Source organism: Rhizobium sp. Root1212 (genome assembly GCF_001424985.1).
Taxonomy (GTDB): domain Bacteria; phylum Pseudomonadota; class Alphaproteobacteria; order Rhizobiales; family Rhizobiaceae; genus Pararhizobium.
Genome location: NZ_LMDA01000010.1, coordinates 66,554 through 87,700, shown reverse-complemented (window position 1 = coordinate 87,700; position 21,147 = coordinate 66,554). Strand labels below are relative to the sequence as shown.

The 21,147-nt window shown below is 55.7% G+C and carries 26 protein-coding genes and 1 tRNA gene; 11 read left to right on the top strand and 16 right to left on the bottom strand.

Features of this window, described 5'->3' with window-relative positions; translation table 11 throughout:
- Positions 1-30: 30 nt before the first annotated feature.
- A complete protein-coding gene (locus ASC86_RS11780; protein WP_056320898.1) occupies positions 31-588 on the top strand; it encodes an HNH endonuclease in 558 nt (185 codons plus the stop codon).
- Between the two features lie 113 nt (positions 589-701).
- On the opposite strand, the gene ASC86_RS11775 is transcribed toward ASC86_RS11780, so the two are convergent.
- Both ASC86_RS11775 and ASC86_RS11770 read right to left on the bottom strand, forming a co-directional pair.
- Positions 702-1,211 carry a disulfide bond formation protein B gene (locus tag ASC86_RS11775; RefSeq protein ID WP_280136978.1) on the bottom strand — a complete coding sequence of 170 codons (510 nt, stop codon included), beginning with the start codon at positions 1,209-1,211 and terminating at the stop codon, positions 702-704.
- A 19-nt stretch (positions 1,212-1,230) separates the two neighbouring features.
- Positions 1,231-1,818: a YqaA family protein gene (locus ASC86_RS11770; RefSeq protein ID WP_056320936.1), complete on the bottom strand. Its 588-nt coding sequence runs from the start codon at positions 1,816-1,818 to the stop codon at positions 1,231-1,233.
- A gap of 169 nt (positions 1,819-1,987) precedes the next feature.
- Here ASC86_RS11770 and ASC86_RS11765 point away from each other — a divergent pair.
- Both ASC86_RS11765 and ASC86_RS11760 read left to right on the top strand, forming a co-directional pair.
- Positions 1,988-2,072: transfer RNA gene (locus ASC86_RS11765), tRNA-Leu, on the top strand.
- A 164-nt stretch (positions 2,073-2,236) separates the two neighbouring features.
- Positions 2,237-3,412 carry a hypothetical protein gene (locus ASC86_RS11760; RefSeq protein WP_056320895.1) on the top strand — a complete coding sequence of 392 codons (1,176 nt, stop codon included), beginning with the start codon at positions 2,237-2,239 and terminating at the stop codon, positions 3,410-3,412.
- A gap of 673 nt (positions 3,413-4,085) precedes the next feature.
- Here the strand turns inward: ASC86_RS11760 and ASC86_RS11755 are convergent.
- The 5 genes from ASC86_RS11755 to ASC86_RS11735 are packed head-to-tail and all read right to left on the bottom strand — an operon-like array spanning position 4,086 to position 5,605.
- Positions 4,086-4,412, bottom strand: a complete 327-nt coding sequence (locus ASC86_RS11755; RefSeq protein WP_056320892.1) for a hypothetical protein — start codon at positions 4,410-4,412, stop codon at positions 4,086-4,088.
- The gene (locus ASC86_RS11750; protein WP_156387022.1) at positions 4,409-4,705 is read right to left on the bottom strand and encodes a hypothetical protein; all 297 of its coding nucleotides are present in this window, start codon (positions 4,703-4,705) and stop codon (positions 4,409-4,411) included. The genes ASC86_RS11755 and ASC86_RS11750 overlap by 4 nt, the downstream gene beginning before the upstream one ends.
- On the bottom strand, positions 4,687-5,019 hold the full coding sequence (locus ASC86_RS11745; protein WP_056320888.1) for a hypothetical protein: 333 nt from the start codon (positions 5,017-5,019) through the stop codon (positions 4,687-4,689). Before ASC86_RS11745 ends, ASC86_RS11750 begins: the two co-directional genes overlap by 19 nt.
- Positions 5,016-5,261, bottom strand: a complete 246-nt coding sequence (locus ASC86_RS11740) for a hypothetical protein (protein ID WP_156387021.1) — start codon at positions 5,259-5,261, stop codon at positions 5,016-5,018. The genes ASC86_RS11745 and ASC86_RS11740 overlap by 4 nt, the downstream gene beginning before the upstream one ends.
- Positions 5,258-5,605, bottom strand: coding sequence for a hypothetical protein (locus ASC86_RS11735; protein WP_056320883.1), 348 nt, complete (start codon positions 5,603-5,605; stop codon positions 5,258-5,260). The genes ASC86_RS11740 and ASC86_RS11735 overlap by 4 nt, the downstream gene beginning before the upstream one ends.
- A gap of 109 nt (positions 5,606-5,714) precedes the next feature.
- On the opposite strand from ASC86_RS11735, the gene ASC86_RS11730 reads away from it, so the two are divergent.
- From ASC86_RS11730 to ASC86_RS11710, 4 genes are all read left to right on the top strand, one after another.
- Positions 5,715-5,954, top strand: a complete 240-nt coding sequence (locus ASC86_RS11730; protein WP_056320879.1) for a helix-turn-helix domain-containing protein — start codon at positions 5,715-5,717, stop codon at positions 5,952-5,954.
- Between the two features lie 910 nt (positions 5,955-6,864).
- A complete protein-coding gene (locus ASC86_RS11720; RefSeq protein WP_056320873.1) occupies positions 6,865-7,233 on the top strand; it encodes a thermonuclease family protein in 369 nt (122 codons plus the stop codon).
- A 364-nt stretch (positions 7,234-7,597) separates the two neighbouring features.
- A complete protein-coding gene (locus tag ASC86_RS25780) occupies positions 7,598-7,762 on the top strand; it encodes a hypothetical protein (protein WP_156387020.1) in 165 nt (54 codons plus the stop codon).
- 457 nt (positions 7,763-8,219) lie between these two features.
- On the top strand, positions 8,220-10,364 hold the full coding sequence (locus ASC86_RS11710; protein WP_156387019.1) for a hypothetical protein: 2,145 nt from the start codon (positions 8,220-8,222) through the stop codon (positions 10,362-10,364).
- A 208-nt stretch (positions 10,365-10,572) separates the two neighbouring features.
- Here the strand turns inward: ASC86_RS11710 and ASC86_RS11705 are convergent, their stop codons facing one another.
- The gene (locus tag ASC86_RS11705; RefSeq protein ID WP_056320864.1) at positions 10,573-10,833 is read right to left on the bottom strand and encodes a hypothetical protein; all 261 of its coding nucleotides are present in this window, start codon (positions 10,831-10,833) and stop codon (positions 10,573-10,575) included.
- Positions 10,834-11,079: 246 nt separating this feature from the next.
- Complete coding sequence (locus ASC86_RS26245) at positions 11,080-11,499, bottom strand: hypothetical protein (RefSeq protein ID WP_082510109.1); 420 nt, start codon at positions 11,497-11,499, stop codon at positions 11,080-11,082.
- Positions 11,500-11,687: 188 nt separating this feature from the next.
- Here ASC86_RS26245 and ASC86_RS11700 point away from each other — a divergent pair, with 188 nt between their 5' ends.
- The 3 genes from ASC86_RS11700 (at position 11,688) to ASC86_RS11685 (ending at position 14,238) form a co-directional block, all read left to right on the top strand.
- A complete protein-coding gene (locus ASC86_RS11700) occupies positions 11,688-11,987 on the top strand; it encodes a hypothetical protein (protein ID WP_056320861.1) in 300 nt (99 codons plus the stop codon).
- A gap of 822 nt (positions 11,988-12,809) precedes the next feature.
- Positions 12,810-13,751 carry a hypothetical protein gene (locus ASC86_RS11690; protein WP_056320856.1) on the top strand — a complete coding sequence of 314 codons (942 nt, stop codon included), beginning with the start codon at positions 12,810-12,812 and terminating at the stop codon, positions 13,749-13,751.
- Positions 13,741-14,238 (top strand): hypothetical protein, encoded by a 498-nt coding sequence (locus ASC86_RS11685; protein WP_056320853.1) that lies wholly within the window; start codon positions 13,741-13,743, stop codon positions 14,236-14,238. The genes ASC86_RS11690 and ASC86_RS11685 overlap by 11 nt, the downstream gene beginning before the upstream one ends.
- A 171-nt stretch (positions 14,239-14,409) precedes the next feature.
- Here ASC86_RS11685 and ASC86_RS25770 read toward each other — a convergent pair whose 3' ends face one another.
- From ASC86_RS25770 to ASC86_RS11680, 3 genes are read right to left on the bottom strand one after another with little or no spacing between them, the layout of a single operon-like run.
- On the bottom strand, positions 14,410-14,562 hold the full coding sequence (locus tag ASC86_RS25770; protein WP_156387018.1) for a hypothetical protein: 153 nt from the start codon (positions 14,560-14,562) through the stop codon (positions 14,410-14,412).
- Entirely contained in the window at positions 14,559-14,705 is a 147-nt protein-coding gene (locus tag ASC86_RS25180) for a hypothetical protein (RefSeq protein ID WP_162244997.1), read from the bottom strand. Before ASC86_RS25180 ends, ASC86_RS25770 begins: the two co-directional genes overlap by 4 nt.
- Positions 14,706-14,761: 56 nt before the next feature.
- Positions 14,762-15,211 (bottom strand): terminase small subunit, encoded by a 450-nt coding sequence (locus tag ASC86_RS11680; RefSeq protein ID WP_200943807.1) that lies wholly within the window; start codon positions 15,209-15,211, stop codon positions 14,762-14,764.
- A 401-nt stretch (positions 15,212-15,612) separates the two neighbouring features.
- Between ASC86_RS11680 and ASC86_RS25765 the strand changes: the two genes are divergently transcribed.
- The gene (locus ASC86_RS25765) at positions 15,613-16,179 is read left to right on the top strand and encodes a hypothetical protein (protein WP_156387017.1); all 567 of its coding nucleotides are present in this window, start codon (positions 15,613-15,615) and stop codon (positions 16,177-16,179) included.
- 215 nt (positions 16,180-16,394) lie between these two features.
- On the opposite strand, the gene ASC86_RS11675 is transcribed toward ASC86_RS25765, so the two are convergent.
- The 4 genes from ASC86_RS11675 to ASC86_RS11665 all read right to left on the bottom strand — a co-directional run bounded on the left by ASC86_RS11675 (position 16,395) and on the right by ASC86_RS11665 (position 21,140).
- Positions 16,395-17,273, bottom strand: a complete 879-nt coding sequence (locus ASC86_RS11675) for a M48 family metalloprotease (RefSeq protein WP_162244998.1) — start codon at positions 17,271-17,273, stop codon at positions 16,395-16,397.
- Between the two features lie 69 nt (positions 17,274-17,342).
- On the bottom strand, positions 17,343-18,044 hold the full coding sequence (locus ASC86_RS11670; protein ID WP_056320844.1) for a lysozyme: 702 nt from the start codon (positions 18,042-18,044) through the stop codon (positions 17,343-17,345).
- 456 nt (positions 18,045-18,500) lie between these two features.
- Positions 18,501-18,704 (bottom strand): hypothetical protein, encoded by a 204-nt coding sequence (locus tag ASC86_RS25760; RefSeq protein ID WP_156387016.1) that lies wholly within the window; start codon positions 18,702-18,704, stop codon positions 18,501-18,503.
- Between the two features lie 1,194 nt (positions 18,705-19,898).
- Positions 19,899-21,140, bottom strand: coding sequence for a hypothetical protein (locus ASC86_RS11665; protein ID WP_056320841.1), 1,242 nt, complete (start codon positions 21,138-21,140; stop codon positions 19,899-19,901).
- Positions 21,141-21,147 lie beyond the last annotated feature (7 nt).

Genomic DNA, 21,147 nt, shown 5'->3' with positions numbered 1-21,147 from the left:
AGATGCCGAATCGATCAGGAGTACACGTACTTGACGATTGCAGTCTCACCGCAGGCCCTTCCGGCGCTCGTGCTGAACGCTGATTACAGGCCTTTGAGTTATTACCCCTTGTCGCTCTGGTCCTGGCAGGACGCGATCAAGGCCGTCTTTCTTGACCGCGTGCATATCCTTGCAGAATACGACCACCAGGTTTCGTCACCCAGCTTCGCGATGCGTCTGCCGAGCGTCGTGTGCCTGAAGAGCTATGTTCAGCCGTCGCGCCATCCGGCCTTCACCCGCTTCAACGTCTTCCTGCGGGACAAATTCGAGTGCCAGTATTGCGGCTCGCCGGACGATCTGACCTTCGACCACGTCGTTCCCCGCTGCTGCGGCGGGCAGACAACCTGGGAAAACGTCGTGGCCGCCTGCTCGCCCTGCAATCTGCGCAAGGGCGGCAAGATGCCCCGCAAGGCCGGCATGTTTCCGCACCAGAAGCCGTATCACCCGACCGTGCAGGACCTGCACAACAACGGCCGCCTGTTCCCGCCGAACCATCTGCATGAAAGCTGGATGGATTATCTCTACTGGGATGTCGAACTTCAGCCCTGAGGGCTGAGGCTGGAGCGTTTCCGCTTTTCTTCGAAACGCGAAAACGCTCCGATTCCTTGTTTTCACGCATTTCCAGCAAAACCGCTTCGCACTTTTGCTGGAAATGCTCTGGATCAGGCCTTCGCGGCACCCCGAAGCGCGATCGCGCCGAGGATCAGGCTGGCAATCACGTTCCATCCTGCAAAGGACAGGCCGAGCACGCGCAGCGCGGCTTCCGTGCAGGAGGGGCCGTGCTTGCTGTCGAGATCGCCGAGCAGGTCGCCGACGTTGGAGGAAACGCCCTGCGCCGTCGTTGCGCAGGTGGCCGGCCCTTCCCAGAAGTGCCATTCGGCGCCGGCGTGATAGACACCGATGCCGGCCCCCACCAGCATGAGGACGCCGACGATGACGAGCAGCGTCCGCGTCACCCAGCCCGGTCCGCCGAACATCGCGTTGAGAACCGCGACGATCCCGACCGGAATGCCGTAATAATAGGGATCGCGCTGCATGAGGCAGAGCGCGCAGGGGATATAGCCGCCGAGATGCTCGAAGGCGAGCGCCGTGCCCACGGTTGCGGCCATGCCGAGCGTGGCGACGACGGAAGATGCCAGGCGGGAGGAAGACTGGACCGGCGAAAGACTCACGGAAAACCTCGTAGAACGGTCAGGTAAGGAAACGATAGGCCGCGAAGAGGGCGATCAGCACGCCGGCCACGGCCGCGGCAAGCATGCCGAGACGCTTTTCGATGAAATGGCGGATTTCCTCGCCGTAACGCTGCAGCAGCCAGGCGAGCAGGAAGAAGCGCGCGCCACGGGCGATGATGGCGGAAATGATGAACAGGCCGAGATTGATATTGGCCGCGCCGGAAAGGATCGTCACCACCTTGATCGGCGGCAGATGCGCAAGGCCCGAGGTCACCAGAAGCAGTATCAGCGTCTCATAGCCCACGGACGCCTTCAGGGCCTCGAAGGCTTCGAGCTTGCCGTAGAAATGCAGGATCGGTTTTGCCAGCGTCTCGAAGGCATAATGTCCGATATACCAGCCGGCAATGCCGCCGAGCACGGAGGCGACGGTTGCGACGAGCGCATAGCGCCAGGCCCGTTCAGGCCGGGCAAGCGCCATGGGCAGGAAGAGAACGTCGGCGGGCACGAGAAAGACGGAGCTTTCGACGAAGGCGATAATGGCGAGCCATGCTTCTGCCGATTTGCGGGCGGCGAGCGACATGGTCCAGTCGTAAAGGCGTCGAAGCATTCGAAAGTCCCGTGTGAATTGGTTGCGTTTGTAGGCAGGAAAGCCGCCGGTGTAAACGGCCGTCGCGACGCCCCTTCGCACGCTTTCGTGATCATCCTGAGGCGGAAACGCAAAATCCCGGTTGACCCGCCTGAAAGGCTTCGTGTACACGCGGATGACTACCGAATGTGCCCCATTGGCGGAACTGGTAGACGCGCTCGACTCAAAATCGAGTTCCGAAAGGAGTGCTGGTTCGATTCCGGCATGGGGCACCAAAATTTCTAATTAAGATATTGAAATTCTTCATTTTTTATTAGAATGCGGCTGGCTTAATCCCCCTTTTTATCCACCTTTAGGCGTCTGCTTGACGCCGCCCAAATTTGTGGATTTCTGGTGGAGAAATAAAGGAAACCGCTCAGAGCCGGAGGAGCGAATCTGTATGGCGAATACCTACTGGCGTTCTATCTTGGTAGAGCCCGACGAGCTAATTCGTTTCGCGTGGTCTGCGCCGCTCCGAGATTTGGCAACGATGCTCAACATCTCTGACGTTGGCTTAAAAAAGAGATTTGTGAGCTACGGGATCCCGCTTCCACCTCAAGGCTACTGGAATAAGGTTCACGCCGGAAAGCCCGTCCCTCGCATGCCCGCCATGCCCGCGCGGAAACCGGGAGCACATGGCCGAATAAGCGTAGATGAAACTTTCGGTAAAGTTCTCAGAGCGGCAGATCCTATCTCTTCTCGGGGGCCATTTGCATCGGGCGCTACACCCGAAAATCTTGATGCTCTCTATGAGATTGAATCGAAGGCCATAGGAAGTGTTAGGGTCCCAAAAACGTTGAGCGCCGTCCACCCCGGCTTACAAGAGCTTTTGAAGCGTGACGAGAAGCGGCGGCACAAATACGAGAAAACGGGCTGGACAATCGATCAACCACTCTTCGAAACGCCAGCGGCCAGACGGCAACTGCGAATACTAAGCACTCTGTTTTCCGTTCTTTCAAAACGCGGACATAGCGGATACGCACATGAACGTGACGGCCAGCTCCAGATCACTGCACGGATTGGCGATACGCCTTTGTCGCTAGAGATTTGCCTGTCAAATGAGCCGGCATATGCATCTCACTCATACAGACGAACTTATCCGCTAGACGTACCTGCGACGACTCCGCTTACCCTCAAGTTTGTTCCTGGCTTCAATAAGCCCGGTGCCAAATCCTGGAAAGATGACGGGGAGGGTATACTCGAGGACAAAATTTCCCTCATAGCTGTATCGTTGATTGTTGCGGGCGAGAGTAGGTTTCGCGAGCGGTTAGCGGAAGACGAGATCCTCACAGCCCAGCTCAAGCTTGAGGAAGAAAAGCGACGGCGAGAGCGCTTGGAGAGGCTGAACCTGCAAAGGTTGGAAGCGCTGAAAGCATCAGGCGAGCTTCTAAGACAATCCCAGGATATTCGAAATCTTGTCGATAGGGTGCGACGGGCAATTGTCGAGGGCTCCGCGAACATCGACCAATGTGCGCTGTCGGAGTGGGAGGAATGGGCGTTAAGAGCAGCTGATGAACTCGATCCGATAATTTCCGGCCAGTACCTCGCACACTTTAGAGCGCCAACAATAGAATGACCTGCGGGCAGCACCTCTTTACCGCACCGCGTGTCGCCAAGTTGGCCGCTCGCGGAGGCCGGAGGGCTCAATAAATCTCCTGTATTTTATTCGTAGCGTTCGCCTCCGGTTGCCATGCCGCGCGGCCAATTCCCCTATTTTCGCCTATTTTAGGCTCCCTCGCGCGCTCGCGCGTAAAGGTCGCAAAATCCTTGCTCTGGTGTCAGGTTTTGACAGGTTCTCGGCGTGTCTCATCGACCGGGGATATGCAAGGGAATAGCAGCCGTGCAGATCGAGAGCGCACCATGTAGCGCCACGCGGCGTGGCGATTAACCCGAAACGGAAAATTGCCGGCTATCTGAGGACAGCGGCCGGGGAAATTACGGCGGCTATTTCAAGTTTTTTCAAGTTCTCGCCACCGCTGCTCAAATACCGTTCTCAGCAAATTCCACTACTTTACTGGAAGACGCAGGCCGAACGAATGGCTTGCGTTGAGCTCTGCAGCTGAGAGGTCACAAATTCTAATTACTGAAAATCCGCGTGCGCGCGCGCTTGGTCCGAAAACTCCAAAATCGGGTTTCGGACTCTCGCCGGCAAAACCTTGAGAATGAACGGTTTCACTAAGTGAAAGACGCCCAGAAGCGCTTGAGGACTCAGGCAGTTTTACGACTTTCTCGCAAAACCCCTTTCATCTTCATCGACGCCGAAAATCATAGACCAGCGGTACACACGGCCCGTTCGCAAATCGGAGCATCTTTTGCCTTGCCCCGCCATTGGCCTCTATCATGGCCTCAGCGTCTTGCACCCCTTCTCCGGTCCAAAGGTGGGTCGGTAGTTCCTCCACCGCACCGGAGAAATCGCGCTCGTCCCCGTTCTCGTCCAATTCATCGCCATTGGCTTCGGTGTCGCCCCCGTCTTCAAGGTCGGGGTCACCATCGAGCATGTCGAGAAGAGCAATCATCTCCTCTATACGGCGTTCAAGCTCGGAGCGGCGGAAAGTTTCGACAGTGAAACTGCTCATTCCCGCCCCTCCCGCTCACGGTTTGCCCTGAACTCGTTGTTCCACGCGACATAGTAGGCCTCTCTGGTCTTCTTGCTCATGTCGGCTACCATGCCGGCGAGGAAGAAAAGCCGGTCGGCGTCCTCGGCATCGATGACAAAGCCTCCTTTCGGAGTGGCTTTGCTGAAATGCCTCGATACTTCGTTCGTCAGCAGATCAGTCATGCTGACGGCATCGCAGATCAGCGTTTCCAAGTCGTGGAATGTCGTATCCGGCTCGATAGGGCTCAAAGTGGTCATGCCGATGCCCTCCATTCGACGAGATCCGAAAGAGACGATAGCAATGCGGCCGTCACGTCGTCCTCAAGCCTGCCGTAGTTTGCTGCCGCCAATTGCTGCAGGAAGGTGGTTTTCAATCGAGCCTCGTAGCGATGGGCTGGAACGAAGCCCGCGACGGCAACTTCCGTTTCGGTGACGCGCTCGCCAATCGTGGCCTGCGCAGCGAATCCCGCGTCATGCTCGGCGGTTCCTGTTTCGGTTGCGTCTGTGTGGTTCATGGCCACGGTTATGTCGTGCATGCTCTGCCAGTAGCCGGCGAGGAGGAGGTAAATGGAGCGCTGTTCGGTCATGCCGCACCGCCTTCGGTTTCGATGGGGTCGCCAACGACCAGTGCGAAGAAGTGCTTTTCATCAACCGCCGTCCGCCATTTCCGGTTAGGGCTGATCTCGGCCATTGCCGCGGCAAGCTCCTTGGCATGGAAGTCAGCCCGTTCGTGCGGGGTCATGACCGGTTCGGGCGCCGAGAGGATGGCGACCGGGACGGAGGCTGCGGCCATGCCGCCGAGGAAGGTGCGCCGGGTCGTAAGCATCACGCGGCCTCCCTTTCCAGCTTCATCAGTTGAGAGACAAGCGCGCCTCGCTCGAAACCGATACGGTAGCGAAACGATTTGCTTTCGAGAGTGACGAGCTGCGATTTCAACTCGTCGATCCGAGCGGCGACGGCGGCAGATACGGCGCGCTTTGCTGCTGCGGCCTTGGCCCGGCGCCATGCTTCCTTCAGGCTGGCCGAGAAGCTGGCGACGGCGCCGGCCAGATAGGTATTGTTGGCGATATACGCCTTGTCCTGGCGATACAGAGCCCACGCGTCCCGCATGATCTGCGAGCGGTAGAATTTAGGCATGCCTCCGGCGGCGGCCGGAACGGGTGTGTTCGGCATTGGTCAATTCCTATGCATAACGATTTTCGTTAACCTGAACTTAATGCGTTGCAACTAGATAAGTCAAACGATTTTCGTTATAGTTGACGAAATACGGTATGGAGAAAGCATGACGCCGGAACAATGCAGGGCCGCAAGGGGCCTAATAGACCTTTCGCAGAGTGACCTAGCCGCAAGCGCCAACGTAGGCTTATCGACAGTGAGAAACTTTGAAGCTGGTCGCTCAGTGCCCGTTGCCAATAACCTCGCAGCTATCCGTGCAGTCTTGGAAGCCGCTGGCGTGACGTTCATCCCCGAGAACGGCGGCGGCGCAGGGGTGCGGCTCTCCAAGCCCAAAGGCGCAGAGTAACCCGACAAAATCGACAAAACCCCGGAAATTCTGAATAAATAACTGAAATTAAAAAGGAAATCGTGTGTTTTCGGCTTCCGACAAAACCCCGACAAAACCCTGACAAAACCTCCGTTTTTGGGGTTTTGTCAGGAATACAGCGCGGGCGTCCAAAATCCACGGCTTTGCCACCCCCGCTACTTCTGCTACTTTGCTACTATGTTGCAAAATCAAAGGCTTGCTGGCACTTTCGCTGCTACCCCGCCTGCTACCTTTGCTACCCGGACATTTGGGTGAGCATGTCGGGAAAACCTGAGACGGATTCAGGTTTTATCAGGTTCGCGTAAGCCAGCATCGAGATTGAACCATGCCCCACTATCCCGCCACACTGGCCGCAGGCCTCTTTACCGTCTTGGCCGCCAGTCCCGCGCCGGCACTCGAAATGTGCTCCGGCGGCAATCGGGCAGAGCGGAAGGTAACGTGCATTGTGGACGGGGACACCGGTTGCCAAGCGCGTGTGAATTGGCGCCTGCTGGATATTGACACACCCGAGACCGACCACGCGGAATGCAGCGAAGAGCGGGAGATTGGGAAGCGCGCCGAAGAATGGGAACCGCCCGCCGCAAAGGTTTAGCGCACCGGGGCCTATTGCTATTCCATACCCCTAAAATGATACGATTGCTCATAGAGTTGTGCCGGGCGACATTGGCCCGGCACAACTTGCTTCTCTTCCTCTGTTCAGCAAGACCGCACTATCCTCCCGGCGCGGAGCGCCAGTCTCAGCCCCCGTCCAGCCGGGGGCTTTTCTTTTGATCTGCAGGCATTATCGTGAGGCCGTCCTCGGCGGAAGCCAGCGGGCAACGGCAGGGCTTCGGTTCCTAATCTGCACCAAGCCCTGTCACTTCACAATCCAGATGAAAGATGCCCCCGCATGCTGTCGATGCTCATGGTCTGCGCCACGCTCACCGTCATTGATGGCGACACCGTAAAATGCGATGGCCAGAAACTGCGCTTGCTGGGGCAGGGGATTGTCGATGTCCGCGGGATCGATACGCCCGAGCTGCGAACATGGAAATGCGAGAAAGAGCGACGGCTGGCGCGGATCGCGCGGGCTCGGCTGAAGCAGTTGCTGGCCGGCGAGCAAGTCAGGATCGTTGCCGAAGGCTTCGACAAGACACCCGACAAGCGCCCGCTGGTGAACATCTATCTGTCGGACGGCCGCGAGGTGGGTTCGATCCTGCTGAAGGAAGGTTTCGCCCGCGAGTGGCGCCCCCACCACAAGGTCAACTGGTGCGACTGACGGATACGGTCCACCGCCAGCCATAAGTTCGTTACACCGCTTTAAAGCGTCGTAGTAGTTTTCAGGGTTACGCGCCGCCTGACGGTCGATATCCGAGTGTTGCCACTCTCACATCAAATGGACGGGCTCAACACCCCTAGAATGTTACGATTGCCGTTGGAACTGGGCGCGATAACGTAGCCTCGCTCATTGGCGGAACTCTGAGCGCCGGCAAGGTTCCAGCGCCACAATCGCTGGGGCCTTGCCACCCCCTAAGTACCGAAAGGCTTCGTTGTTGCGGTTCAGCCTTCACCAGAAGTAGGGATTTCCAGTCGGCTATCTGCGCGCTAGGACTCCGTCATGATTTTATGCATGGGGGAAAGTCATGGATGACATTAAAGTGATTGCTGAGCGGTTAGAAGAGCTTACCAAACTGGCAGATACCGAGCCGGGCTTGGAGCATCTTGCCGATATGCTCAAAGACGCCAGGAATGAAGCCAGTAATATTCTTGCGCGCCGGGCGAAAGACCAGGCTGCGAATGCAGAATAGCAATTCGAATCGGTAACGCGCGCATACTGGTTGATACACTTGTATAATTCAATCTGTGAGAAATGGTCGGCAAGAAAGAGCAGTTGAACTTTAGGCTTGGTGAATACACCGTATGCGTGTATTCGCTAATGAAAGGCCATCGCCATGCTCTACTCAAAGCTCCAATACATCGCCTTCCAAGCGGTAGAGTTGCGTAAACTGATAGCAGATCACCCCGACTGCGCGTTCTTGTGTTATCTGTTAGAAATGGTGGTCGAGCAGTCCAAACATCAGATGTTGGACTGCGACGAAGAAGAAGCTGCCGCATAGCCGCCTACACATTTTCCTACCGAAATCTAACCGCCCCAGCCGCCTGGGTCGGCTTTTATTTCCCATTCGCATACGCGATTGCCGTCACTCCCAGTATCCCGCCTTTGCTCATTACTAGTCGTTCGTCTTCAGCGCTCGAGGCCCGATCATGACTTCACCGGTAGAAAGCGTTTCCACTCGGTTAGCCATGGCCGCGCTTGCCACTTCATCAACCGTATCGGCGCTACTTACCGAAACAGGAAGAGAAGGACATTTTCTTTGGGATGCCAGCAACCTAACAGCAAAGGTAACTGCCGATCCGCTGCAGATCGGTTTTGTTGCTCCTACCGTAGATCCAACCGGAAGCACTGGCGCTTGGCGACGCAGTCTTAAGCTCGCTCGGGTTTACCCTGAAATGGCAGGCGTAATAGGTGACGATATAGGTCGCGTTGGTGCCTATCAGAATATGCAACGGCTTCTGGATTTTGCAGCACGCGAAAGGACAATCGTCCATATGTCTGCCGGCGGCCTCTACCGACTGGACGGGCCGTTGGTAACCCGATCCAACCTTTGGCTTGAAAGCGAGCCCGGTGCTGTTCTAAGACCCACCGAGTGGAGCGCGTATGCCTCAGGTGATGGCCAGTTTTTGGGCAACGTGTTTACCGACGGTGATCCGAACCTGCAGGTTCAATCTGGCATCCGTTTTGATATCGAAATTGACGGTTCTCTGATCCCGCGAGCAACCTTCGGCATCCCCGTTTCAGCCACCAGCAATACGATCACACTCCCGGCTGCCTTCGATGGGAAAATCAGACCGGGTGTATCGCAGCTTACCGTCTTTGGGCCGACGGGGATTTCGCGGCAGGATCGCCGCATTCTGACGTGGAATGCGGGGACGCGAACTGCAACGATAAATGGTGTTTGGGACAATATACCCGGCCCCACATATCTCGTTGGTGAGGGAGGAAATGACAATGCTGTTGGTTTCGCACGCGGCGCGTACGATATCATTGGTCGTGTTCGAGCATATGACTTTCCTGCCACTTGGCTTCTAGGGGGTAGCGGCGGCAAGGCGGTGAATATGGAGAGGGGTTGCCGGAATTTCGATATTACTGTTCAGGGCGAGCGATGCGGCTGGGCGGCTTTCGTGCAGGGTACGCCTGGCACGTTCCCGGACTACAGCCCAGAGAACCAAGCTAAAGGGAACAACCGTGAATGGTCGAGAGATATTCGCTTGAGCGTCTACGCAAAGGACTGTGAATGCGCTCTCGGAATTTATGGCATTACGTCAGATATGGACCCGTCCGGTTATGGCGATGACAGCTTTCTTTACGCAAGAGTCCAATCTCGCAATTGCGGCCATGCCACCTCTCGCCCGCTGAGCTCAAATCGAGATGTCAAGTCGGGCGTCATTGTCTTGGCAGAGGCCTCCAATTTCAGCATCGATTTAGATAGCGTTACCGACTTTGACTTCAATCCTGTTTGGCCAACCGCATCTGGGGTGTCGGCTTGGTTTGCGGGTGCTGGGTTGTCCGGGGGTATCGGCGCGGTGATCCAGGGATGGGGGAATAACGGAAGCATTCGTGCTCGACATACTGATAGCGGTGTGAAGGCGCCGCCGGAACCGGGCGTTTCGACCGCTTTCAAATGTGATGCGCTCTACAATGTGGATAGAGCTAGAGCTATGGGTGATGACGCCGGTCCGACTGGCGTACCCAAAAACGTCTTCAACCTGGACATGGAAATCGCCCACATTGGCGTTCAACCAGCAAACGGCTTAGTTTGGCAGCGTGGGATCGGCAGCTCCAACATCGATCCTGCTGGTCTCTCGATGAATCTTAAATTCATCATTGACTATGCAGCAACCACTATTATCGGAACCAACTTCGCATACAACAACGCAGATATCAGCGTACTTGCCCGGCCGGCAGGGAACCAGAGAGCGCGGGGCTTATATGGGTCAGCGGCGCGGATAAAGTCGGAGATGAATAACCTCGCCTCTGCAGATGGCTTTTACAACCTGCGGGGTTCTGGATCGCTCGTCCTTTCCGTGCTCACCGCGACGGCGGTCTATGACGTAGGCACGGTCAACGGCGGCGTGGAAAAGTCCTTCATCGTGACAGTGCCAGGCGTAAACCCCAGTACTAAGGTTTTTGTGCAAGCCACCTACAACGGCGCCAGGATTACTGGCGTTAATATCGAAGCTTCCGTGACCGCTGCTGATACAGTTACGGTCTATTTCTTCAACGCAACCGGATCAGCCAAAACGCCGGCAGCTCGTACCTGGTCTGTGACGGTGACGACGATGGCATAGGACTAAGGAGTATTGTCCCGCAGCGAGCCGGGAATGGAAGAAAGCAACACGGCACGCTCAGCAGCCAATCGAGATGACTCCTCGTGAGCGGAATGTGACGCTTGGTGCGCTGGTGGAAAGTCGAATCGGGTGAGAGTGCCATAGCCTGCTTCAGGAATTGTGGCAGAACATGCCCTCGTCCCTTAACGAGTGAGCAACGAAGACAACTCTACTTCTCGAAACCGCCCGCCAAGTTGATCATTCGCTGGATTTCATCAATTGTATCCTGGGCGCCGGCCGACATATCGGCGAGGTAGTCGAATGTTTCTTTCGACTGATCTACCGATGGCTCTAGTCCGGTCGGGAAGTTTTCAAGCCTTCTGAATATAGCTTCACCATCAGGATGGCGGGCCAATAGCTGCGCCACCATGGCTTGAAGCACGAGCATGCTGCCTACTATGCGTCCTGATTTGTCAGATGGATGGTTCATTCCAACCTCTCACTCTCTTGGGGCAAGACACCTCCGATCTAGTGGCAATGCACGCTGCCGGTGCTGCGATCCATATGACAGCATTGGCCCGGCGGCGAACTTTTACGGCATCCGCCACCGTGCGCAAAAGACTCGTTTGCGGCGCCAGCGATCAAAGTCATCGTAATCATTACTTTCAAAAATCGCATGGTTTTTTCTCGGTCCGAATTCAAATGGTATAGCTGGCGGCTGTTGAATATCGCCAAATCAATATCCCCCTGGACGAGAGTAGGCGCTGCGGCCGCCACATCGCCGGCCGGCGGCATCATATTGCCAGTCGTATTGGCAGTTGCCGCGATAGGCGGGATAGGACGAGCCGCCGCAGTTATTGTTGGCGCACACCGCGACGGCCGTCCCTATCAGCGCCACTGCCACAAGCGCGGCCGCAGCTTGATTTTGCTGCTGGACCATCGCTGCGCAATCATAGGGATTCAAACCGCGGCGAAAGAGTTCTGCCGCCAGATCCTTGCGGAAATACGGATCACCGGATTCAAGGAATGCTCTACATAGAGCGGCCTTGCTGACAGCTTTTGGATTTCGTTGGAATTCAGCCTGCGTGGTCGAACAGCCGGACAGTATTGAAGATATGCCGAACGCAAGCGCCAGCATCAAAATTCGGATCTGCATAAATTTCCCCCGACAGGACGTCCCCACGCCCTGCGAGCGAGAATGCTGAATTGCATGATAGAGTCAAGTGCAACCTGTCCTCTAAATTCGCACGGCAGGCTCTCCGTCCTCGTACCAAGCGGTTAGGAAATTGCACACGCTTTGCTGCTACCGCATGCCTTCAAAGCGAACTCATAAAGGGCACTAAATTGGACGTTGAAAGAAAACAGTCGTGGCTTGAAAAGCACAATCCTAATATCCCCGATGCCGTCATCCAGTGGATCGGCGTCGCAATGTCGCTGTTTTCGCTCGCCACGGCGTGCTTCACGCTTGGAGGCGTGCTGCAGTCAAGCAAATTTGCTTGGGTGGTGCTTATACTTTCGGTGTTCGGCTTGATCGGTCCGATAGCTTTCCTTCGAGACAATCTTAAATGGCGAGCAGCAACTTGCTTCTTCGCTTTTGTCGTATTTGTTCTCTCGTTGATGATTTTGATGGAATTACTTTTTTAGGCGGGATTTCGGACACCTTAACCTTCCTCTGCTGACGTAAGAGCGGTGTCACCCCTGCACAGGTTGATCACGAAATATGCCCCACGGGCATATTCGAACTAAGCCAGCCACCGTGGCGCAAAGTGCGAACTGCTGAAACCCATTAGCAACCGTGGGACGGCAAATGTCGCCCAGGACGACATTCCGGCACAATCATGAAAGCCGGCCGTCCGGCGAGCGCCGGCGCTACCGACGGTTTCCAGACGCGCAAATTTTCATCCACCGATCACGCCTAGTCTATGCCTAAGGCCCGAGCTTCCTCAGAGGGCGGGCAGTTTGAAAGATCCGCGCGTAGAATATCGAGTCGTTGCGTGACCAGCCGTTTTGCATTATCCACGCCGGCTGATCGACCCATCCCTAACGGGGTCTTGCCAATCTCAATGACCAAACTTCGGAATGCCACTTCAACGTCTTCCGCCGCCGCGAGGGCCACGTTGCTGGGCTTCACGAAGTGGAATGCGTTCGCTAAGCAAGCTTTGAGGTTAGCCGCCACCATCGGCAACGATATCCCGTCCGCGGACGCTATTTCCGCTTTCGCCATATCAAGGTGACTTTCAAACGCTCTCTCCATATTCGCCTCTCGTGTGAAAAGAATCGCAAGCGACTCTAAAGCACCCAGCGAGAAAGACGAGCGCCGTCGCAAGACATCACAAGATCCAAAGACTGCAACCTTCGATAAACGCTAGAATTCTAAGAAAAGGCGTACAGCGGAGTTTACATTCAACCTAAGCGCATGTTTCTTCGTCTTGGGGTCGCACCAAGGGATTCGGGCGGGAGGCGTGAATGGCGAAGGAAACAGTTGATAAGATTCTTCAGACGAAGCTGGCACTCTCAGTGAGGGCGTTGAGAGATGGCAATCCATCCAGGCTGTCCATTTACGAAGCTGTGAAGGCTATCAACACGACCTTTACGGCGCCTGCTCAGCGACGTGCCATTTCTGGGGCAAAAGCTATTGAATGCCGGGGCTATCGTGAACAAGACGGCGTGATTGGTCTCTATCTTGTTGGATACGTCCCGAATGACGCTGTAGGCATTGTGCCCCATACCGTGGAAGAGCTTTCGCTATTACCTCCGCCTGAACAGGCGGATTTCCTTGACGGCGAGTTGATCGCGCTAATCTCTTCCGAGACAGTCATTGTTTGTCGGTTGGGGCTGTTCGAAAATTCATTGAACACCTATGTGCAACTGCTCGGTTCGGGAGCCGGCCTGAACGCTGAAGATGCTGCATTTGTATTTAAGAACAGAACGGACATCGATAAGCTCCGTACAATTCAAAATGACGGTGTAGCTTGCATCAAATTCGACGGCGTTGCGAATGCCGCTTCTGCAGAGCATGCGGCGGCTGAAAAACCGAAGCCGGTCGTGTCGAGGTTAATCGCGTCTGTGATGGAGGAGGTCAACGCACTTACTCACGGGGAAAAGGTTCCAGCTCGGGCAACTGAAAACCTCAAGGTTGAGGTCTATCTGAAGTTTGACAAGCGTTCCGGCACCGAAATCGATCAGGCGGAAATCACAGATGTTGCCGAAGCAATCGCCGATGCTGATGAAGGGTTTGAAATTCTGACACTCAAGGGCCAGAAAATTCGACCCGATGACGTCCTACTCAACAAGAAGGTCCGCGTTCGGAAATACGGGAAGTCGGTTGCTTTCCTTGAGGTCTTCAATGAAATGTTGGTGTACTATCGCGAGCTGACGCAGCCTGCGGACACCGCCAATGAAGACTAATAACCCACGCATTTTACCAATTGCGTATACGACGTGTGCTGTTGTCCTTGGCTTTGCGGCGGGATGGCTCGGACAAGACTTGGTTCATGGCAACGATGATGCGCGTGATGTCATCGTCACGGTTTTTTCGATCCTTGCGGGCTTCCTCATCGCGATAATGACCTTGCTTGGAGATCAGTCGGTAATCCCAGGTTCCTGGCGCATCGCGCAAGAGAAGCGGGAGTCGATTCGAGCAAAGCTGATCAGGCAGAAGTGGCTATTCTACTTATACCTTGTCACCCTCAGCCTAATTTTTCTGGACACCCTTCTGAAAGTACGGTTTCCGGAAGTCGCTGTCTGGCTAGAGCGGGCGTATTTTGGCTTTGCTACGACGGCTTTTATTTTGTCGTTCAAGTTGCCTTCGACATTGATGGAAGTGCAAACGGAAAGGATCGATGCAGTAATCGGCGCTCGCCGAGCTTCGGCGTCCACCTTGGATAAGAATTGATGCTCGCAAGGTGAGCGAGCTGAAGGGGATAAGGGCCGACCACCGACTCGCCAGCATCCGCGCATCTCGGCTCGGGTTTCCCCGCTGTTCGACGTTTCCACAAGCCCCACCGAATGAGCTTGGCGCAACGAGCCGGCGCCAGGCGCACCCGGTCGGCGGCACCGTTCAATGTCAATCCTCATGAGATGTCCTATTGGCCGGCGTCCTCGGGTCGTATTGGTCGATGATCCATACCCCGCCATCGGCAACAATTTCGGCTGCCCAGGCGATCCCCTTGGCGGCTTTCAACATCGCTATGGCGGTCATAAGGGCGATGATTTTCATTTGCTGGCCACTTTCTCGACCATCTCGACATCGTCTTCAATGTTGCAGCCGAGCCGGATGGCGCGGCCGCCGATCGACGGTTCGTCGTCGCCGCTGTCTTCAAGATCCGGGTCGCCGTCCATGAGGTCGAGGAGCGCAATCATTTCCTCTATCCGGCGCTCAAGCTCCGCTCGACGGAAGCGGTAAATGGCAGGGCTTCTCATTTGCCGGCCCCTTCCGCCCTGGCGGCGTCGATATAGGCTTCAATCCTTTGCTCAATTCGCTCGGCTTCGTCGCGCGCAATGATGAGAAGCGAACTGAGGCGTTCCGCAGCGCGGTCTTTGCCGCCATCTGGAAGGCGATATTGGATTTCCGTGGAGGCTGCATAGACAGCATCAAGCAAGGCGTGCAGGCAACTGGCTGCCGTCTGAATGTCATCGATGCCGGAGTGCAGTGTGGGCGGAATAGTCGGGCAAGCAAACCCGATTTTTGCAAGTTCCTTCAGGACGCGATCAGCGGTTATTTCGGTGCGCGCGGCCCGCGAATTCATAGCCGCGGAAATTGCAGCGGCGATTTCAGGTTTTTTAAGGTTCTCCGTCCCTACCTGACCTGCCGTCTTTTCGCTGTAGCCGGCGCGGATCGCTGCCTGCGTGGCGTACCCACTCCCCAAAATCGGGGGACGGGAAGCAACGATGAAATCGCCTCGGCATCCCTAGTTTTCCCTAGTAGCGGCGGCCGGCCATTAAATTCGCCTAAGCTGTGAAATTTCATTCATGCGGCTCGGTCTCCACTATGCCTTGTCTTTGGATGCAAAGCCTTGGCCCGTAACTTAACTGCCCCGCCTTCATCGGGGTAGTTCTTCAGCTCACGAAGCGCAGCGCCCGAAAAGCGGGATCGGTTGTTGCCGCAGTTGTCGTGCAGGTTCTTTTCCGCTGTTTTCGCCTCGTCTGCGAGGGCATATTAAAATCGCCAACTTCTTATGATCATTATCGAAAAAGGCCTGTGTCAGCGAAGTGTGTCGGCGACGATGAGCCGCATAGCATGCGCATGTCAACGTAGGGGGCTAATCGGGTGTCGAAAATCTGCGAGCTGAATGAATGGGGTTACTCTTCGGAAGAGTGGTCGGCCTTGGGGTGGAGGAAAAGGTCCCGCATTCGAAATTGGTCTATCGACCGCTTATCGAACTGGGAGTGGCACCGCGAGTACAAGCGGATTTGGGTGAAACGAAATCCCGAAAAAGTAAAAGAGGCAAAAAGACGCCACTACGACAAATTAAAACGTGCCAGAGTCGAGGCAGCAGCGGCGGACCAGGCTGCTAGGGAATCCCAGCGGGATAAATGGATTGCCCAAAATCAACGAGCACTCTCGAAAGAGCCGCTCGAAGTTTATCGCCGTGTAATCCGTGCGATTTCGAAGCGAGGCTATCCGCCAGATGTGCAAGACGACATTGCATCCGAGATGATCCTCTCGCTCATGCAGGGAGACATCCCGCTGTCGGAGATCGAAGTAAAAGTGAACTGCTACGCACGAGATCATTATCGGCAACGCGAGTGGAAACAAACAATTTCGCTCGATGCCCCGAACCGCAACGATGATGGAAATACTACCTTCGGCGATACCATCGAAGGAGGACTTTGAACTCGCCCCGATTAGAAACTTTCAGGCAAGAGCAGAGGAGGCCGAGATCCCGTAGAGCCACACAAGCGGATACTCGCCTATTTTCAATCGGTTGCCGATCTGACTTGTCTCAGCCTACTGAAGTGTTCGCCAGCTTGGCGAATGCTCAATGTCTTCGTCTAGCATTGACGCAACTAAGCGGCTTCTATCAGGCGGAAACGTACCTGGTGCGCCTCTCAGGGAACAGGAGAAACCTGAGCCCAGATAAAGTGGCTGCACCAGTCCCCCTCCAGCCTGTAAACCTGATCGATCCTAACTGTACTTTTCGCCGAGAGCCCACCGATGATGTTGCTTTCACTATTTTTGCATCCGCCATTCGCGAGTTGGGCGGTTGCTTTAAACGGACCATCTCGCAAATTCGCGCCACGATTAAGTTTGAGGTATTGGCCCTCAAGGTCTTCTGGCGAGTAGGCGTCCAGGCCGCTCAGCGTACTGCTGCTGCTCCAGCCATTGTCGTAGACCCCGACGTAAATCCAGCCGCTTGCTTCCTGCGGTTCGCCTGCCTCCGCAGTCAAGACACCGCCGCAACTTGCATAGCTTCGCTTTGCCGCCTCGACGCTTTCATCCGCACTTGGATAATTCGTCGGGAAATCACCGCGTAATTTTCTTACCAGCTCTTCGAGCGCATCCCAGTTTCCATTCATTCGCGCGACGGCGCAAGCGCCAAAGGCGTCCGCCTGCAGTTCCTTGTCGTGCTGGCTCACATTGGGCTTTAACGCATGGCGGTTTACGAGGTGACCAAACTCATGGCCCAAAATAAAATACAGTTGAGTGGGGTCTGTGCCTGCTGCCAGTCTTACCCAGCTTTCATTGTAGACGATGTACTCACCTTGAGGAAACCCGTCCTGCCCGTCAGAGTAGAGCGCCTCGCCGTCGTGTAACGATCCGCAATCTACAACGACAATCCCAGAGGGAGCCAAGCCGATAGAGTTTGCTATCTCATATATTCTCGACTCGGCTTCGCTTTGCGTAATGCCCGTTTTTAGCCCGTGTTTCAGTTCAGCTCTAATACAACTTCGCGCCACGGCGGAATAAGCTCTTGCATCGAATGCCATAAGCATGCCGGCAAAACCAAGGAGGCATGCTATCGTTTGCAGAAGAGTTCTCCTGTACATAGCGTCACCTTATTCTCCGGCTTCAATGTCTATGGGGTCCGTTACATCGCCGCCGGCGTTATAGTCTTGGCAGGTCGATCTCTGAAATTGTTCATTGTTACCAAATGTAAGCTGCCCTTCGAAGTGCTTCTTTTCACAGGAGCGACGGGAAACGAGCCCTGGCAATATAACCTTTTTTGACCGTATCCAGCGCTTGAATTGGTCCGCGGCCTCACTTTTGAGGTTGTCGTTGAGGAAGACGAGTAAGGTCGAATCCGAGAAGTTTTTCTTCCCGATATTGAAGACGAGCGATGATAAGGCACTGAACTCATCATCGTTGAGTTCGACTGTCACCATGTCATTTACGGCAATACGAGCGGACCGTGTATCCTTTTCCAGCATTTGCTTGCCTTTTTCAGGCGTGATGCCCGATGCCAGCTCCCCCAGGTCGAGAGATTCGCAAGGCTTTAGAGCGATCAAATGCCCGTAGCCGATTGTACAGTACCGCGATGGGTCATTATATGGTTTAGGCTCCCACCCCTCAAAATCCATGATCAGGCTCAGCGCCAAATCAGTAATCTCCCTTGCCTGCAGTCCGGGGGCGGCTTGATACTGGCCAGAGAAATCTTCGATCTGGCTCTGCGAGGCGAGGTGCTCGACATTCGGGAAATCGGATGCAAAAGAACTGGAAGAGCAAGCAAGCGAAATCAGCAAGGGAATAAGACACTTCATGGCACCTGTCCCCACATATCTCCGTACTCGAATATTAACTCATCCAATTAGGTGTACAACCTATCTATTTGGAGAACATGTAGGCGGCCGTTCTGACGGTGTTTCGCAAACGCGATAACCGAACCGAAGGAGGCCCTTCGGATTCAAAGCTATCCGCGCCGGGATATGGCGATGGCTTAGTTGTTGGCTGATACAAGGACCACAACGGCAGATGAACCACGAAGCATATTGAGGCGCGACCTTCGCGAGCATTAAAGGGATGGCCCACGGGCCTGACAACCTTGCATACGTTGGCCACGCCATGCGTCGGAGTGTCCTAGAACTCCCGGTCGACTATGATTTCGATACGTTCCCGCCGTCTATTCACCGCGCAGTGCCATTCTAACTATTATATGTGCGGCCATATAGCCTCCAAGCGTTGGACGGGATTTTCCGTATTTAGACGCTGCGCATACCTTAAGGGGGGTGCAGATGCCGGGAGATGACCAAATTCGGGCGCGCAAATTCCGCCGTGTTGCCATGGGGCATAACCACCTCCAAAGGGGAACCCGATTTAGTGATAAATTTCAGGGGATTAGGGGCGATTTCAGCGCAAAAACGCTCAAAAGCGGGAACCGGAATATTTTTCTTCATCCCGATCGCCGAGCGCAGACCTTTCATGACACAGCCGCGCCGCCCGGCTATTGAATTCACCTAAGCTGTTGAAATGTCAACCATGCGGCTCGGTCTCGCCGCCTGCGTGGCATTGAGGTCGATCTGGGTCAACTCTACATCAAATGGACTATCGGCAAGCCCTCGACAACAATTCCCTCGGAAGTAAACTAATACCCGCATATGGACCTTGGGTAGAATGGGGCGGTAATTGTGAATTGATCGGAGGGGCGTGTGGTACAGTCCGCGAAAATGATACTGTTCATTATGTGGTGCTTGTTGTTGCCAACAGGGACGGCTTTAGCCGAGTCGTGCGACACAAATTGCCACGATCAGTGCAGGGTTAAGACGGACTTTCCACCGGTGAATTTTGTCGAACCGACATGTCATGCAAAATGTGAAATCGCGAAAAAAGCTGCGTGTGCGATGGGGCAGTCCATACCGACAATACCGATTACTCCACGGGAGCAGGTCGAGGTGTTTGGTGATGCTGCATGTGGCAGCATCTACTACGGGATAGTCAATTCAGTGATTGCACAGTGCTCGAACTGGAACGGGCGCCTGGACGGACAGAATCGCATTGAAGAAGCGAAAGGCCTGCTAGTAGGGACGGGGCTTTTCGCCGCTCAAGAGTTTAACGGCGTCCAAATTCGGTTTTGTCCCTTACAAAATGCTCAAGGCATTGCTCCGGAGGGAGGCCGAATCTATTTAAACACAGGCATGATGAATGCTAGCCTTGCGGATCTCGCAAGCTTACTTGGCCATGAAATGGTTCACATTCGGCAGCACAGGGGGTCGAGGGCTGGCGCTTTTGCCTGCGACTACAGCAGGCAATTCACAGAGTGTGGTGGGTGCCAAGACGACCGTCATCCTATGGAGCATTCCGCCTACCAGTGGGAACGCGAAAACAGATCCCGTCTTGCAATGTCATTTACTCCACCGCCGGCGCAAATTTGCGTTTATGGCCCAGGGCAATTCTGTCCGATGGGAATGGCAATTCCTTCGGGAAGTCAGTGCACGTGCGCTACCCCGATGGGGTTCTTTTCTGGCATCGCCCAATGAAGGCGAACTCCAATTAACGGTGGGGCAGTTCACACATGCGTTCTCCCTTTCGCTGAAGCGGAAGACGGGCTTTCCGTTTCAGAAGCGGCGGAGGAAATTTCCAACTTCTGAAATGTTTCGATAAGCCGGCCGGGCGTAGGTCTAAAAGAGACCGACCGAGTTGTTATCGACCGCATCGCGAACCTGCTGGCTGCGGTCGTAGGCTTCCCGGCCGTATTCGCTGAGCCCGCCGTACCCGTTGCGCTGGACGTAGTTGTTTTGAGCCTGCGGTGCGGCGGGGAAATAATCGCGGCCATTGAGAAGCTGACTTTTCTCGACGAGCTTGGGACCGGCCCAGCCGCCAAGGAGGCCACCGAGCGGGCCGGCCAGAAGACCGCCGATCACCGCGCCGCCGAGAGCGCCGGCAACCTTCTTGCCTGTCTTGATGCCCTTGCGCTTGGCGGGGTCGTATGGGTCAGCGGCGAGCATGACCGGACCGGATACGGGCGCGGCGGGGAAGAGTCCGGTTTGGGCCTCCTCTACCGGCTGAATTCCCGTCGGCTGCGCTTCGAATGCCGCCGGCTGCTGTGTCGTCACCATGGGGTCAACGTAGGCGGAAGGCTGCGGTTGCTGCGGCTTCATCGCCGCATAGGCCGGCTGATCGAGTGATGGAAGAAGGCCTGTCGATAGCTGCTGATCGAGGAGCCCACGGCGAAGCTCGTTCATCCCCGTAGCGGTGTTCGTGCTGGGGCCGAACCGGGACGTATCGAACAGGGATTGAGGCGCCGGCTCGCCAAAGCGGGCCATATCAAAGGACAGCGCCGCCGCCGGTTCGACCTGCGGGATTGGCGCGCGCTCGACGGGCGTCAGGGGCGCGGGAAAGCCAGGAGACAGGCCGGCGTCGGCGCCAGCGGGTACAAGCAGCCCATGGGCTTCCTGCCGCCGGCTGGCGGGGGTCGAAAGAAGCCCTTCAATTGCCTGCTGCCCGGCAGAAAGAGGGATAGGCTGACGATAACCCAAGGAAGTCCCGATAGCGCGGTTCTGGGGGTCGCTGTAATAAACGTGCCCGGTCGTTGAGGTGACACGCTCAAGCCCGCGGGGCAGATTTGCGGCCGCATTGGGCGTTGCATAAAACATGCCGGTGTGGCTCGGGCCGTTAGTCTGCACGTCATCCCAAGCCCGCTGCGCGAGGCCTCGCCAGTTGCCGACGCCGGCCGGGAGGCTCCGACCATAGGCGTTAAACTCCCGGCTGTTGGCTATCACCTGTTCGGGGGTGACGCCGAGCGCGCGGGCGCGGTTCTGAATCGTCGAAGCAATCGCCCTTAGATCGGCATAGCGCTGGGTCGGGTTGCCGTAGGCGCCTTCACCCAACATGACATCAATGACAGATTGTGCGCGGGGCATCGGCAGC

Bases quoted from the DNA above. Each gene is read 5' to 3' on its own strand.
- ASC86_RS11735 (WP_056320883.1), bottom strand. From the start codon at position 5,605: ATGCCGAACACACCCGTTCCGGCCGCCGCCGGAGGCATGCCTAAATTC.
- ASC86_RS11750 (WP_156387022.1), bottom strand. From the start codon at position 4,705: ATGGAGGGCATCGGCATGACCACTTTGAGCCCTATCGAGCCGGATACG.
- ASC86_RS25180 (WP_162244997.1), bottom strand. From the start codon at position 14,705: ATGATTGCGCTCCTCGACCTCATGGACGGCGACCCGGATCTTGAAGAC.
- ASC86_RS11760 (WP_056320895.1), top strand. From the start codon at position 2,237: ATGGCGAATACCTACTGGCGTTCTATCTTGGTAGAGCCCGACGAGCTA.
- ASC86_RS11755 (WP_056320892.1), bottom strand. From the start codon at position 4,412: ATGAGCAGTTTCACTGTCGAAACTTTCCGCCGCTCCGAGCTTGAACGC.
- ASC86_RS11685 (WP_056320853.1), top strand. From the start codon at position 13,741: ATGAAGACTAATAACCCACGCATTTTACCAATTGCGTATACGACGTGT.
- ASC86_RS11710 (WP_156387019.1), top strand. From the start codon at position 8,220: ATGACTTCACCGGTAGAAAGCGTTTCCACTCGGTTAGCCATGGCCGCG.
- ASC86_RS25770 (WP_156387018.1), bottom strand. From the start codon at position 14,562: ATGAAAATCATCGCCCTTATGACCGCCATAGCGATGTTGAAAGCCGCC.
- ASC86_RS11670 (WP_056320844.1), bottom strand. From the start codon at position 18,044: ATGAAGTGTCTTATTCCCTTGCTGATTTCGCTTGCTTGCTCTTCCAGT.
- ASC86_RS25780 (WP_156387020.1), top strand. From the start codon at position 7,598: ATGGATGACATTAAAGTGATTGCTGAGCGGTTAGAAGAGCTTACCAAA.
- ASC86_RS11675 (WP_162244998.1), bottom strand. From the start codon at position 17,273: ATGGCATTCGATGCAAGAGCTTATTCCGCCGTGGCGCGAAGTTGTATT.
- ASC86_RS11745 (WP_056320888.1), bottom strand. From the start codon at position 5,019: ATGACCGAACAGCGCTCCATTTACCTCCTCCTCGCCGGCTACTGGCAG.
- ASC86_RS11690 (WP_056320856.1), top strand. From the start codon at position 12,810: ATGGCGAAGGAAACAGTTGATAAGATTCTTCAGACGAAGCTGGCACTC.
- ASC86_RS11665 (WP_056320841.1), bottom strand. From the start codon at position 21,140: ATGCCCCGCGCACAATCTGTCATTGATGTCATGTTGGGTGAAGGCGCC.
- ASC86_RS11730 (WP_056320879.1), top strand. From the start codon at position 5,715: ATGACGCCGGAACAATGCAGGGCCGCAAGGGGCCTAATAGACCTTTCG.
- ASC86_RS11770 (WP_056320936.1), bottom strand. From the start codon at position 1,818: ATGCTTCGACGCCTTTACGACTGGACCATGTCGCTCGCCGCCCGCAAA.
- ASC86_RS11720 (WP_056320873.1), top strand. From the start codon at position 6,865: ATGCTGTCGATGCTCATGGTCTGCGCCACGCTCACCGTCATTGATGGC.
- ASC86_RS26245 (WP_082510109.1), bottom strand. From the start codon at position 11,499: ATGCAGATCCGAATTTTGATGCTGGCGCTTGCGTTCGGCATATCTTCA.
- ASC86_RS11705 (WP_056320864.1), bottom strand. From the start codon at position 10,833: ATGAACCATCCATCTGACAAATCAGGACGCATAGTAGGCAGCATGCTC.
- ASC86_RS25760 (WP_156387016.1), bottom strand. From the start codon at position 18,704: ATGAAAGGTCTGCGCTCGGCGATCGGGATGAAGAAAAATATTCCGGTT.